This is a genomic window from Neisseria sp. Ec49-e6-T10 (assembly GCF_051132615.1).
GTDB lineage: Bacteria > Pseudomonadota > Gammaproteobacteria > Burkholderiales > Neisseriaceae.
Window position 1 is genome coordinate 2,638,974 of sequence record NZ_CP152375.1, and the last position, 12,516, is coordinate 2,651,489.

General features: G+C 37.4%; 14 protein-coding genes. 11 read left to right on the forward strand and 3 right to left on the reverse strand.

Annotated features, from left to right (window positions below; genetic code table 11):
• The first annotated feature begins 41 nt into the window (after positions 1 to 41).
• From pilW to AADH04_RS13310, 11 genes are all read left to right on the forward strand, one after another.
• Entirely contained in the window at positions 42 to 716 is a 675-nt protein-coding gene (gene pilW, locus AADH04_RS13260) for a type IV pilus biogenesis/stability protein PilW (RefSeq protein WP_434777750.1), read from the forward strand.
• A complete protein-coding gene (locus AADH04_RS13265) occupies positions 716 to 1,582 on the forward strand; it encodes a RodZ domain-containing protein (protein WP_434777751.1) in 867 nt (288 codons plus the stop codon). Before pilW ends, AADH04_RS13265 begins: the two co-directional genes overlap by 1 nt.
• Positions 1,575 to 2,852: a flavodoxin-dependent (E)-4-hydroxy-3-methylbut-2-enyl-diphosphate synthase gene (ispG, locus tag AADH04_RS13270; RefSeq protein WP_434777752.1), complete on the forward strand. Its 1,278-nt coding sequence runs from the start codon at positions 1,575 to 1,577 to the stop codon at positions 2,850 to 2,852. The genes AADH04_RS13265 and ispG overlap by 8 nt, the downstream gene beginning before the upstream one ends.
• Positions 2,853 to 2,862: 10 nt before the next feature.
• Entirely contained in the window at positions 2,863 to 4,158 is a 1,296-nt protein-coding gene (hisS, locus tag AADH04_RS13275) for a histidine--tRNA ligase (protein WP_434777753.1), read from the forward strand.
• Positions 4,159 to 4,162: 4 nt separating this feature from the next.
• Complete coding sequence (locus AADH04_RS13280) at positions 4,163 to 4,792, forward strand: YfgM family protein (RefSeq protein WP_434777754.1); 630 nt, start codon at positions 4,163 to 4,165, stop codon at positions 4,790 to 4,792.
• A gap of 1 nt (position 4,793) precedes the next feature.
• Entirely contained in the window at positions 4,794 to 5,933 is a 1,140-nt protein-coding gene (bamB, locus tag AADH04_RS13285) for an outer membrane protein assembly factor BamB (protein ID WP_434777755.1), read from the forward strand.
• Positions 5,934 to 7,361: a ribosome biogenesis GTPase Der gene (gene der, locus AADH04_RS13290; RefSeq protein WP_434777756.1), complete on the forward strand. Its 1,428-nt coding sequence runs from the start codon at positions 5,934 to 5,936 to the stop codon at positions 7,359 to 7,361.
• Between the two features lie 53 nt (positions 7,362 to 7,414).
• Positions 7,415 to 7,660 carry an RNA chaperone Hfq gene (gene hfq, locus AADH04_RS13295; RefSeq protein WP_434777757.1) on the forward strand — a complete coding sequence of 82 codons (246 nt, stop codon included), beginning with the start codon at positions 7,415 to 7,417 and terminating at the stop codon, positions 7,658 to 7,660.
• Positions 7,661 to 7,668: 8 nt separating this feature from the next.
• Positions 7,669 to 8,790, forward strand: coding sequence for a GTPase HflX (hflX, locus tag AADH04_RS13300; protein ID WP_434777758.1), 1,122 nt, complete (start codon positions 7,669 to 7,671; stop codon positions 8,788 to 8,790).
• A 72-nt stretch (positions 8,791 to 8,862) separates the two neighbouring features.
• Entirely contained in the window at positions 8,863 to 9,363 is a 501-nt protein-coding gene (locus AADH04_RS13305) for a hypothetical protein (protein WP_434777759.1), read from the forward strand.
• Positions 9,360 to 9,752: a hypothetical protein gene (locus tag AADH04_RS13310; RefSeq protein WP_434777760.1), complete on the forward strand. Its 393-nt coding sequence runs from the start codon at positions 9,360 to 9,362 to the stop codon at positions 9,750 to 9,752. Before AADH04_RS13305 ends, AADH04_RS13310 begins: the two co-directional genes overlap by 4 nt.
• A 22-nt stretch (positions 9,753 to 9,774) precedes the next feature.
• On the opposite strand, the gene AADH04_RS13315 is transcribed toward AADH04_RS13310, so the two are convergent.
• The 3 genes from AADH04_RS13315 to waaF form a co-directional block, all read right to left on the reverse strand.
• A complete protein-coding gene (locus AADH04_RS13315; protein ID WP_434777761.1) occupies positions 9,775 to 10,371 on the reverse strand; it encodes a Smr/MutS family protein in 597 nt (198 codons plus the stop codon).
• A 61-nt stretch (positions 10,372 to 10,432) separates the two neighbouring features.
• Positions 10,433 to 11,389 (reverse strand): thioredoxin-disulfide reductase, encoded by a 957-nt coding sequence (trxB, locus tag AADH04_RS13320; protein ID WP_434777762.1) that lies wholly within the window; start codon positions 11,387 to 11,389, stop codon positions 10,433 to 10,435.
• A gap of 111 nt (positions 11,390 to 11,500) precedes the next feature.
• Positions 11,501 to 12,511: a lipopolysaccharide heptosyltransferase II gene (gene waaF / locus AADH04_RS13325; RefSeq protein ID WP_434777763.1), complete on the reverse strand. Its 1,011-nt coding sequence runs from the start codon at positions 12,509 to 12,511 to the stop codon at positions 11,501 to 11,503.
• Positions 12,512 to 12,516: the final 5 nt, after the last annotated feature.

Below are 12,516 nucleotides of genomic sequence, written 5' to 3' on the forward strand. Positions count from 1 at the left end.
ATTCTATGTGTTTTTTAAGTTCAAATTTAATTTATGCTCAGATGAGTAAATCTGAAAATTTAGCACGAATAAAAACCAACTTGGCTGTTGAGTTCTTAAAAATGGGAGATACAAGAAACGCTATTAGTTCTATTAATGAAGCTGTTCGTGCAGATTCTCACTTTTTAAATGCTTGGCTAATCAGAGCACAAATTTATCAATACATAAAAATGCCTGCTCAAGTAGAAGAGAGTTTCCGCAGAGCGTTGTCTATATCTGCTGGTTCGGGCGAGGTTAATAATAATTACGGCTGGTATTTGTGTGAAAATAATCAGGTAGACAAATCAATTGGTTATTTTGATAAAGCATTGGGAGATATGACTTACGGGGGGCATTATATTGTATGGATGAACAAAGGAATTTGTTTGGGGCGTCTTGGTCATTATGAGGAAGCCAATAGTGCGCTTTTAACTTCTATCAGACAAGCACCTGGTTTTTATTTTTCTTTAAAAGAGTTGGCTAAATTGAATTTAAATCATAATAATGGTTCATTAGCAGAGGTGTATTTTCAGCAGTATGTTAATCAAGCACCAGGTCTAGGGCCAGATGATTTACTACTAGGTGTAAAAATTGGACGTTTGAATAATAAATATGATTGGGTTGCTCGATATGGTGACCAATTACGTCAACAATATCCGACTTCTCAAGAGTTACAGGATATGCTATCAGGAAAATAATGATGAATGACGCGTTAACTCCTCCAGAAGACTCTGTGGAAAAAGTGCAGGAACAGGATGCAGCACCTCAATTATCGTTGGGGACAAAAATTAAGCAGGCGAGGGAAGCTGCGAATTTGTCTATAGGTGAAATTGCTGAGCGTTTGAAGCTTTCGGTGAGACAAATTGATGCTTTAGAGCGCGATGATTATGAAAGCTTACCTGGTATTGTTTTTGCCCGTGGTTTTGTCCGTTCATATGCCAGAATTTTAAAAATGAATGATGCAGAAATTATTGCGGATTTGGATAAATTTTTACCTTTACCTGTTGATAATAATACCGTTCAGGGACAAACAGTAGACTCAAATACACATAGTCGTAACGTATCAACTCAAAAATCACCTATAGGATTTATTATTATAGGTCTTTTCGGATTATGTGTGGTTGGACTGCTGGTTTTCTTTTTAACAAAAGGAAATGGAAGTGATCAAACAACTAAGTTTGATGATCAAACAGATGTCAAAGTTGGTGAGTTAATAGAGCCTGATCATTTAAGTTCAGAGTCAAGTGGTGTCAATATTCAAGCACCAATGATTGTTTCCGATGCACAAAATGCAAGTGTGACCGATAATAATCAACAATTAGTCATTACGGTTCCTTATCGTTCACTCTTAAAAGTTGTAGATGCACAGGGAAATACATTAATTGACAAAATTGTTCCTGCTAAAAGTGAACATGCTTTTCCTAATGCGGGTGCACCCTTTAGTATACGTATTGGTTTTGCTAAAAAAGCAACCGTTCTTTATAACGGTACAACTATTGATATTGAAAAATATATTCACAATAAAACTGCTGAATTTACTGTGCCAGAAAACCATAATGAGTAATATTTTCCCTTTACGCCGTCAAACATATCAGGTAGCGATTGATCAAGTTATGGTTGGATCAGATTTTCCAATTGTGGTTCAATCAATGACTAATACCGATACAGCCGATATTTTAGCTACAGTTGCACAAATAAAAGAGCTATCCGATGCAGGTTCTGAATTAGTACGCATTACAGTCAACACGCCAGAAGCGGCGGCGGCAGTTGGTACCATTCGTCAAAAATTAGACCAACAAGGATATTCTGTTCCATTAGTGGGTGATTTTCATTTTAATGGGGACCGATTATTGCGAGATTATCCTGAATGTGCACAAGCTTTAGCTAAATACCGTATTAACCCTGGGAATGTTGGCAAAGGTGTAAAAGGTGATGAAAAATTTGCCTTTATGATTGAACAAGCCATCAAATATCAGAAAGTTGTTCGCATCGGGGTGAATTGGGGGAGTTTGGATCAATCTTTAGCAAAAAAATTAATGGATGAAAACAAAATTGCTGGTTTCCCATTAAGTGCAGAAGATGTTATGAAAGAGGCATTGATTGTCTCTGCTTTAGATTCTGCACAAAAAGCTCAGGATTTAGGGCTAAGTGCAGATAAAATTATTTTGTCCTGCAAAGTAAGCCATGTACAAGATTTGATTACAGTTTATCGAAATTTAGCTAATCGTTGTCAATATCCTTTGCATTTAGGGTTAACAGAGGCGGGAATGGGGTCAAAAGGTATTGTGGCTTCGAGCGCTGCACTGGCCGTAATATTGCAAGAAGGTATTGGTGACACTATACGTATTTCTCTTACACCAGAGCCAGGCTCCTCTCGAACACAAGAGGTTGTTGTGGCTCAAGAGCTTTTACAAACAATGGGTTTTCGTAATTTTGTGCCTTTGGTGACAGCATGTCCTGGATGTGGTAGAACAACCAGTACTGTATTTCAGGAGTTAGCACAGGACATCCAAACATATCTGAGGACACAAATGCCAATTTGGCGCACCCAATATCCCGGTGTGGAAAAATTGAATGTGGCTGTAATGGGATGTGTTGTGAATGGACCTGGAGAGAGTAAATTGGCCGATATAGGCATTAGTTTGCCAGGAACAGGTGAAGTTCCTGTTGCACCTGTTTATATTGATGGGCAAAGAGCCATAACCCTTAAGGGAGATAATATGGCTCAAGAATTTTTTGATTTGCTCAATGATTATATTATGAAGCGCTTTGGTTCAGGGCAACCCGTTGAACTTAAGACAAGTAAAAATATTCCTATTTTTCAAGTGAAATGAATTGAAAGCGATGAGTACACATAAAAAAATACAAGCCATTAAAGGCATGAAAGATATCTTGCCAGAAGCGAATAATGCAATAGAGCAGAGTGATTTTTGGATGGCTTTTGAGCAAGTTATTCGTAAGTGGAGTCAAAGTTTTGGTTATCGAAATATACGTACACCTGTATTAGAGAATACAGGTTTATTTGTGCGTTCTATTGGGGATGCTACAGATATCGTTGAAAAAGAAATGTATACTTTTATCGATAGCTTGAATGGGGATTCCCTCTCTTTACGCCCTGAAGGGACAGCATCTTGTGTACGAGCTGTTTTAGAGCATAACCTACTTTATAATAACCCCCAGCGTTTATGGTATATTGGCCCGATGTTTCGTCATGAGAATACTCAAAAGGGGCGTTATAGGCAATTTCATCAGGTAGGTGCAGAAGCACTTGGCTTCAAAGGCCCAGATGTTGATGCAGAATTGATTGCTATGTCATATGATTTGTGGTGTCGCTTAGGGTTGGCTGATTGCGTTTCACTGCAAGTGAATACCTTAGGGCAAAAAGAAGAAAGACAGGCTCATAGAGCCGCACTAATTACTTACTTAGAACAACATCAAGATATCTTAGATGAAGATGCCAAACGTCGCCTCTATACAAATCCATTAAGAGTATTGGATACAAAAAACCCTGCTTTGCAGGAAATGGCAGAAAATGCTCCTAAACTAAGAGAGTATCTACAAGAAGATTCTTTAGCACATTATCAAACATTTTTATCTATGCTTGATGGTTTAGGAATCCCGTATATTGAGAATCATCGGCTAGTACGTGGTTTAGATTATTATAATTTAAGTGTGTTTGAATGGGTTACAACGGATCTTGGTGCACAAGGGACCATTTGTGCTGGTGGTCGTTATGATGGTTTAATAGAAGAGCTTGGTGGAAAACCAACACCTGCTGCTGGTTTTGCAATGGGTATAGAGAGAATTTTATTATTGCTGGAACAAAAGGGCGGTTTAACAGACTATATTACACCTCCTGATATTTATATTATTCAGCAAGGTGAAGGTGCGCCTCTTTATGCATTACAAACTGCACAGCAGTTACGTGCCGCAGGCTTTAATGTCATACAACATGCCAGTACAACCAGTTTTAAAACTCAGTTACGAAAAGCAGATGAATCAGGTGCGCGTTTTGCCGTGATTTTAGGTGAGAATGAAGTTAAAGATCAATTGATTACGATTAAAGATTTACGTCAGGAACATCCACAACAAACATTGAATATAAATGATTCGATTAACCAGTTTAACATTTGGAAATAAAAATATGGCTTATACTTTGCAAGAACAAGAAGAGATTGATGGTTTCAAACATTTTTGGAAAAGTGGTGGTGCAATTTTATGTGCATTGATTGTTATTGCTGCAATTGGTTATTTTGGATGGACAATTTATCAAAGCCATCAAAAAAATGAACAAGCAAAGGCTGGTAATATATTTAATGAGTTTGTTACCCAGATTCAAGGCAATAATATAGAAGCCGCAGATAAACAATTCAATATATTGTTAACTGAACATCAAGGTTCCCCTTCTACTGCTGGCGCATCTTTAATTAAAGCTGGTTATTTATTTAACGAAAAAAAATATGAAGATGCTCGAAAAAATTTAGAATGGGTTTTGACTAACAATAAAGAGCCATTATTTCAAGCACTGGCAACTCAACGGCTGGCTTTGGTTTATTTGCAAGAACAAAAATACAACGAAGCGTTAGAAACAATCAATAAACCGGTAGATCCTAACTTTGATAGTGTTATGTTGGATATAAAAGGTGATATTTATGCGGCACAAGGAAAGTCAAAAGAAGCTAAAGAAGCCTATAATATGGCTTTAGCAAAAATGACAGATGATGTGCCAGGTAAAGAACTTATTGAGTTAAAACGAGATCAACAAGGTCAATAATATGTTTCGTACAATTGTTATTAGTTCAATCTTAGTCAGTTGGCTGGCCGCTTGTTCATCAGCACCAAAGCCAACTGATCCTGTTAAGCTTGTTGATATTCAGCAAACACAGTTTATTAATAGTAAATGGTCTGCAACAATAGGCAAAACAGATACATTAACCTTTGCACCAACTTATGCTGCTGGTGCAGTGTTTGCCGCTAATGAAAAAGGGCAAATATTTGAATTTGATCATTCTTCAGGTAGAACACTATTAAGTTTTGATACAAAAGCTAAGTTGTCTTCGGGTATTGCTGTTGTAGATAATCTGGTTTTTGTCGGTGATCAGAATGCCAAGCTTTTAGCGTTTGATGTAACGACGAAACAAAAAATTTGGGAACAACCATTAACAAGTGTATTGAGCGAGGCGCCTATACTTGTTGGCAGTATTTTGGTTACTCGTGCAAAAGATGGACGTTTAAGCGGATTTAACCCACAAACAGGTCAGGTCTTGTGGACTTTTGCCAATACCTTGCCTGCGTTAAATATTCGCCATACAGGTACATTAACCCCTGTTTCTGAACAATTATTTTTAACATCACAAGCGGGCGGTGGTTTAGTTGTTGTGAATGCACAAACTGGCGAAGCTGTTTGGAATGTTATTGTTGCCACTGCACGTGGAACAAGTGATTTAGAACGTGTAACAGAAGTGTTAAGTCCTCCTGTTGTTGATTCAGGGCAAGTCTGCGCTGTTGCATTTCAAGGTCGTATTGCTTGTTTTGATGCTCAAAGTGGCCAACCAATTTGGGCTTCCCCAGCATCATCAAGTAAAGGGTTGGCAGCGTTAGGACGTTTACTTGTATTAACTGAGGATGATGGCACTGTGAAGGCCTTTGATCGAACAAATGGTCAGGTACTTTGGCAAAATCATGATTTAAAAAATAGAAAAGTATCCGCCCCCGTTATTTTGTCACAAAATATTTTAGTGGTTGATTTTGAAGGTGTTGGTCATGTCATTGATCCTGCAACAGGCAGTATTGTTGGACGCGCAAAATTAGGCACGGGATTTTTAACAGCCCAACCAAAACAGCTTGATGAAAGTGCGTTATTACAAGGAAGTTCTGGTAAGTTGGTTTTAGTTGATGTGCGTGGTAACTCATAAATGATACCAACCATTGTTTTAGTTGGTCGCCCCAATGTTGGGAAATCGACTTTATTTAATCGTTTAACTAAGAGTAAAGATGCTCTAGTAGCTGATTTACCAGGTTTAACCAGAGACCGTCATTATGGTAAGGGAAAAATCGGTAGTAAACCTTACTTAGTTGTTGATACAGGCGGTTTCGAGCCTGTTGTTGATGAAGGTATCTTATATGAAATGGCCAAACAAACATTACAAGCAGTAGATGAAGCAGATGCCGTCATTTTTTTAGTGGATGCCAGAGCAGGTCTCACGCCCCAAGACAAAATGATTGCAAATCGATTAAGACAAATTGATCGTCCTATATTTTTGGCAGTCAATAAAGGAGAAGGTGCAAATAAGGCTGTTGTTGGTGCCGAATTTTATGAGTTGGGGCTGACAGAACCTTTGGTTATTTCTGCTTCTCATGGGGATAGTGTTCGAGACTTGATTGAATTGGTATTGGAAGAATTCCCTGAGGAAGAAGATTCTGATGTCGAAGAAGAACATCCTGTTTTTGCCATTATTGGGCGTCCTAATGTAGGTAAGTCGACATTGGTCAATAATATTTTGGGTGAAGATAGGGTTATTGCTTTTGATCATCCAGGTACGACTCGTGATAGTATTCACATCGATTTTGAACGAGAAGGACAAAACTATACCATTATTGATACAGCAGGCGTACGTCGCCGCAGTAAAGTAAATGAAGCAATTGAAAAATTTTCAGTGATTAAAACCATGCATGCTATAGAAGCTGCTAATGTAGCTGTTTTGGTTTTAGATGCCCAGCAAGATATTGCTGATCAAGATGCAACTATTGCTGGATTTGCTTTGGAAGCTGGGAGAGCATTGGTTGTGGCTGTTAATAAGTGGGATGGTATCAGTGATGAGCAAAAGCAATTATTAAAAAGAGACATTGAACGTAAGTTACATTTTTTAGATTTTGCTAAATTTCATTTTATTTCTGCTCTTAAAGGCAAAGGGATTGTTGATTTATTTAAGTCCATTAATGAAGCACATAAAGCAGCAATGACGAAAATGCCTACGCCTAAGTTAACCCGCGTGTTGCAAACTGCGGTGGAGCGGCAGCAGCCACCAAGAGCTGGGCTTATTCGCCCTAAAATGCGTTATGCTCATCAAGGGGGCATGAACCCGCCTGTTATTGTGATTCATGGCAATGCATTGAATCATATATCAGACAGCTATACACGGTATTTGATTCAAACATTTCGTAAAGTTTTTCATTTGCAAGGAACACCTTTGCGTATTCAGTTTAAATCTCAAGATAATCCTTTTGATCAAGAAAAACCGCAAGCAGTGCAGCGTCGTGTCAGACTCAGTCCAAGGATTGCAAAAAAAGAAGTAAAAAAAGCATTGAAAAAACAAGTAAAAAGTAATGCAAGATCTCGTTAATATGTTACGATAGCAGCACTTACACCAATTATTATAAATATGGAGCTTAAGTTATGAGCAATAAGGGACAGTTATTACAAGATCCTTTTTTAAATGCGTTACGTAAAGAACACGTACCAGTGTCTATTTATCTGGTTAATGGCATTAAGTTACAAGGCCAAATTGAGTCGTTTGACCAATACGTTGTGTTATTACGTAATACCATCACTCAAATGGTCTACAAGCATGCCATTTCTACTGTTGTACCTGCTAGAGCTGTCAGCATTGCACAGGAACTAAAAGGTACAGAGGAAGAATAATCTTTTTAATGGAAACCATGTTCTACGCCCAACCAGAAAGAGTTTTACTGGTTGGCGTTGATTTTAAAACAGATATAAATTTTAATGATGTGTTGTCTGAATGTGTTCAGCTTGTTGAGGCTGTTCAAGGTCAAGTAGTTCAAACTGTTTGTTGTAAACGAAATTCAATTGATTCAGCTCTTTTTGTTGGAAAAGGTAAAGCCGCGGAGCTTGCACAAGCTGTTATTGATCAACAAATAGATCTGGTTATTTTTTGTCATCCTTTAAATCCTTCCCATGAGCGCAATTTAGAGCGTGTTTTGCAATGTCGGGTATTAGATAGAGTCGGGCTTATTTTGGCTATTTTTGCTCTGCGTGCACAAACTCAGGAGGGAAAATTGCAAGTTGAACTTGCTCAGCTTACCCATTTGTCCAGCCGTTTGGTTCGAGGTTATCGGCATTTAAAAAGCCAAAAAGGGGGCATAGGATTAAAAGGACCAGGAGAAACCCAGTTAGAGACGGATAGAAGATTAATTTCTTTAAAAATTAACAAACTGAAGTCAAGGTTAACAGAGGTAAAAAAGCAACGTTCAACACAACGAAAAAGTAGACAAAAAACAGGTATTCGAACAGTTGCTTTAGTGGGATACACAAACGCTGGAAAATCGTCTTTGTTTAATCGACTCACAAAATCAGGTGTGTTTGCTGCCGACCAATTATTTGCTACTTTAGATCCGACTGCCAGAAAAGTATTTTTAAATGAACATTTGAGTATTGTTTTAGCTGATACAGTAGGGTTTGTCAGAGATTTACCTCATACATTGATTGAAGCATTTTCCGCAACATTAGAAGAAACCGCTTTTGCTGATTTATTATTACATGTTGTTGATATTGCTAATGTAAGATATGAAGAACAAATCGATGATGTCAATAAAGTATTAACCGAAATTGGTGCACAGGATATTCCACAATTAATAATTTATAACAAAATAGATCTATTGCCAGTAGAATCTCAACCTTTAGAAGTCATTCAGTTTGATCAGGAAAATAAGCCTCGTGCAGTTTATTTATCTGCTTATCATGCAGATAGCACAAACTTACTTCGTTCTGCGATTGGCTCTTATTTTTTCCATGAAATCAACGAAAAATAGCATAATTAATATTTTTATGTAGATTATTTTAACAGATGAGAAATATGTTATTTTTATTGGAATATCATTCAAATGAAAAAATTAATCAATTTTATTATTGTATTGCCATTATGGTTTTTGATGGTCGATCTTTGGTATAGTGTATCTATACTAATTTATGGATTAAGCATTCAAGACTTAGATCAAAAAGCACCTAAACAATTACCTGTGGCACCAGAAATTGCATTTAGTTCTATGCAAGTTATGGTGAATACTTTGATGGCAATAATTGTTACTTTTGGTTTATTGACATTAATTTGGTTTAACCACAAGGTCAGTTACAATAAACCCATAAAATTTAATGGGTTTAAAATAACAGGATTGCTTATTGCGGGATTCTTTAGCCTACCAGGATTGTGGACACTTTTTTGGAATTTATTTGATCCCTCTCTTTATGCGGTTTTCAGCGATTTAGCAAATAATGTACGTTACACGGTTATTGCATTTTTATTGCCATATCCTTTTGTATTGCTATTGTATCGAGTTATTTTGTATTTTAAAAATGGTAAAATACAAAAAGAGGGGGCAATATGAAGAATTTTTTATTTGGCATTATGGTGTTTTTTTGTGGTTTTTCCACATATGCAGATACCTTATATTGGGGAGCTTCTGGTCAAAAACCATTAGAGGTGGCAATAGATTTTTTACGAAATGAGTTACCTGAGGGAGATTCTGAGGGTCTACAAAAGGTTGTTTTAGAACAAACCAACTTATCGTGTTTAGAAAGTAAGCCTTGTTATAAACCAATGCAAATTGTTTTAGAAGTACATGATCTTGCTGATGATAGCGTTAAGGCAATACGTTATCGTCTTGTGTTAGAGCAGCAGCAAAGTCAGCCATGGCAAGTTATTTCAAAAGAAGAGCAGTTTCTTTGTAGAGCAGGGCGAGGACAGGCAGATTTTTCTAACAAACAATGTTTATAACAAACATGCCTTACTGGTTTTTTTATTTATGATGTAATTTTTTTAACAAAATAAGTACCGATCCATCATTGTTTTTATGCTCTTCTGTATAAGCAAGTATTTCAGGGTGGCGGCATAACCATGTTCGGACAATATTCTTCAGTACTGGCCGTGCATTATGGGAACCTAAGCCACTACCATGTATGATACGAGCACATACGCCTTTATGTTGAACATAGTCACAAAACTGATTTAACGTCTCTTGCACCATATGTTGAGTTTGTCCATGTAGATCAAGTGTTGCGATAATGGGGTAATCATAGTTAAGTAGTTTTTGAATATCAGTGATACCTCGCCCATTTTTGTGATATTGTTTTGGGGCATCCTCAAAAATTTGCCCAATATAAAAATAGCATTCTTGGTCAGTATCAATCTCTTGCTGCCTTTTTTTTATATATATTTTTTGCTGAGGGGCAATATATTGATTATTTGGTTTTAATGGGATGATGTCTTTTGTCCCTAACATTTGGGCAAAATTGAATTGGTCATCAGGTTTTGATGTTTGTGTATCAGAATGAATTGGTTTAGAAACCAATTTTTTTTTGGCTTGCTTGAGTTGTTCTTTAAAATCGTTTTTCATCTGTTATGAAATAGCAGTATCAATGTGTATTGATACTGCTATTGATTTGCTCATTAAATAATTATTTAAGATTATCCAGATAATGGTCAGCATCTAATGCTGCTTGGCAACCTGTTGCTGCACTGGTAATTGCTTGTCGATAAACAGAATCTTGTACATCACCTGCTGCAAACACGCCCTTAATACTGGTTTGAGTTGCATTACCATTTCGACCACCTTGTGTCATTAGATAGCCTGTTTGATCCATATCTAGTTGGCCTTTAAAGATATCTGTATTTGGTTTGTGGCCAATCGCAATAAACACACCACTTACAGAAACCTCTTCGGTTTCTCCATTAGTCACACCTTTTAGACGAATATGAGTGACACCGCTGTCATCTCCTAAGATTTCATCTAAATGGACATTAACTTTTAATGATATTTTCCCTTCTTTGACTCGATCCATTAATTTATCAACCATGATTTTTTCTGCTCGGAAGGTGTCACGGCGGTGAACCAATGTTACATGGCTGGCAATATTTGAAAGGTATAATGCTTCTTCTAAGGCAGAATTGCCACCGCCAATAACCGCAACATTTTGATCTTTATAAAAGAAACCATCACAGGTCGCACAGGCAGAAACACCTCGACCATTAAATGTTTGTTCGCTGGGGATACCCAAATACTTTGCTGAGGCACCAGTGGCGATAATTAAAGCATCACATGTATATTCACCCATGTCTCCAATGAGACGAAAAGGTTTTTGTGTCAACTGTGCCGTATGGATTTGGTCAAAAATGATTTCTGTACCAAAACGTTGCGCGTGTTGTAAAAAGCGATCCATTAATTCAGGGCCTTGTACGCCATTTACGTCTGCTGGCCAATTGTCTACCTCTGTGGTGGTCATTAATTGGCCACCTTGAGCCATACCAGTGATCATAACTGGTTTTAAATTAGCCCTTGCTGCATAAATAGCTGCAGTGTAACCAGCCGGTCCAGAACCCAGAATCAGTAATTTGTGATGTTGTACGGTGCTCATAATAGAGGCTCCTTAATAATGGTATATGATATAAATGATGTTTAATGTTTATTATGCACTAAAATCGTTATTTTTTAAATTTATTAAAATTTATTTTGTTATTTAATTTAGCTATAGAAACTGTTGCGCTGCGTCCCAAACCATATCTGGGTATAAATTATTCAAACAGTTTAAATGGCCTAAAGGGCATTCTCGTTCAAAGCAAGGGCTACATTCTAAATGTAAGTTTAAAATTTTGGCTTCTTCGCTTAATGGCGGGGTAAAATCAGGGCTAGATGAACCATATAAAGCAACTAATGGGCGTTTTAGTGCTGCGGCTATATGCATTAAACCCGAGTCATTGCAAATAACCAATTGAGTTAATGCTAATAAATCAATGGCTTGTGCTAAATTGGTTTGTCCACATAAGTTAATGCAGTGGTGAGCAGATAATTGGTTGATTTCATCGGCAATTGCTTTATCTTTTTGTGAACCAAATAGCCAAATATTGTAACCTGCTTCTTGAAATTTTTGCGCTAATTGAGCAAAGTATTTGGCTGGCCAACGCTTAGCTGGGCCATATTCAGCACCAGGACAAAAAGCGATGATAGGTTTATCTAATTGGAGATTTAGCTGGGTTAAAGAGCGTTGTTGCTCTTCTGTTTTGATGGACAAAACAGGATAGGGGACTGGGCGAATAATAGGCACAGATTCTGGTTCTGCTAAAGCATAAAATCGCTCAACCATTTTAGGTAAAGTTGTTTCATTTAATGCTCGTGCGTCGTTTAATATGCCTCTGCGTGCTTCCCCTATATAACCTGTACGCAGGGGAATATTTGCAAACATAGGTATCAGAGCTGATTTTAACGAATTAGGTAGAACAATAGCTTGATCAAAGCGTTCTTGCTTTAACTGTTTGGCCACTTTAAAGCGCGTAAAAAGTTGTAACTGACCATGACCAAATGGATTCAAATATGTTTTAAACACTTGCTCCATACGGTCCAATACAGGTAGTGTCCATTGTGGCGCAAATACATGTAGTTGAAGGTTTTTGTGCTGTTCATGTAAACGTTGGTAGAGTGGTTGTGCCATCACACTGTCACCAACCCATGATGGGGCAATAATGAGGATTTTGTAAGCCATATGTT

Excerpts from the sequence above, each read along its gene's own strand:
- pilW (WP_434777750.1), top strand. The coding sequence starts at position 42 with ATGAGTAAATCTGAAAATTTAGCACGAATAAAAACCAACTTGGCTGTT.
- AADH04_RS13265 (WP_434777751.1), top strand. The coding sequence starts at position 716 with ATGATGAATGACGCGTTAACTCCTCCAGAAGACTCTGTGGAAAAAGTG.
- ispG (WP_434777752.1), top strand. The coding sequence starts at position 1,575 with ATGAGTAATATTTTCCCTTTACGCCGTCAAACATATCAGGTAGCGATT.
- hisS (WP_434777753.1), top strand. The coding sequence starts at position 2,863 with ATGAGTACACATAAAAAAATACAAGCCATTAAAGGCATGAAAGATATC.
- AADH04_RS13280 (WP_434777754.1), top strand. The coding sequence starts at position 4,163 with ATGGCTTATACTTTGCAAGAACAAGAAGAGATTGATGGTTTCAAACAT.
- bamB (WP_434777755.1), top strand. The coding sequence starts at position 4,794 with ATGTTTCGTACAATTGTTATTAGTTCAATCTTAGTCAGTTGGCTGGCC.
- der (WP_434777756.1), top strand. The coding sequence starts at position 5,934 with ATGATACCAACCATTGTTTTAGTTGGTCGCCCCAATGTTGGGAAATCG.
- hfq (WP_434777757.1), top strand. The coding sequence starts at position 7,415 with ATGAGCAATAAGGGACAGTTATTACAAGATCCTTTTTTAAATGCGTTA.
- hflX (WP_434777758.1), top strand. The coding sequence starts at position 7,669 with ATGGAAACCATGTTCTACGCCCAACCAGAAAGAGTTTTACTGGTTGGC.
- AADH04_RS13305 (WP_434777759.1), top strand. The coding sequence starts at position 8,863 with ATGAAAAAATTAATCAATTTTATTATTGTATTGCCATTATGGTTTTTG.
- AADH04_RS13310 (WP_434777760.1), top strand. The coding sequence starts at position 9,360 with ATGAAGAATTTTTTATTTGGCATTATGGTGTTTTTTTGTGGTTTTTCC.
- AADH04_RS13315 (WP_434777761.1), bottom strand. The coding sequence starts at position 10,371 with ATGAAAAACGATTTTAAAGAACAACTCAAGCAAGCCAAAAAAAAATTG.
- trxB (WP_434777762.1), bottom strand. The coding sequence starts at position 11,389 with ATGAGCACCGTACAACATCACAAATTACTGATTCTGGGTTCTGGACCG.
- waaF (WP_434777763.1), bottom strand. The coding sequence starts at position 12,511 with ATGGCTTACAAAATCCTCATTATTGCCCCATCATGGGTTGGTGACAGT.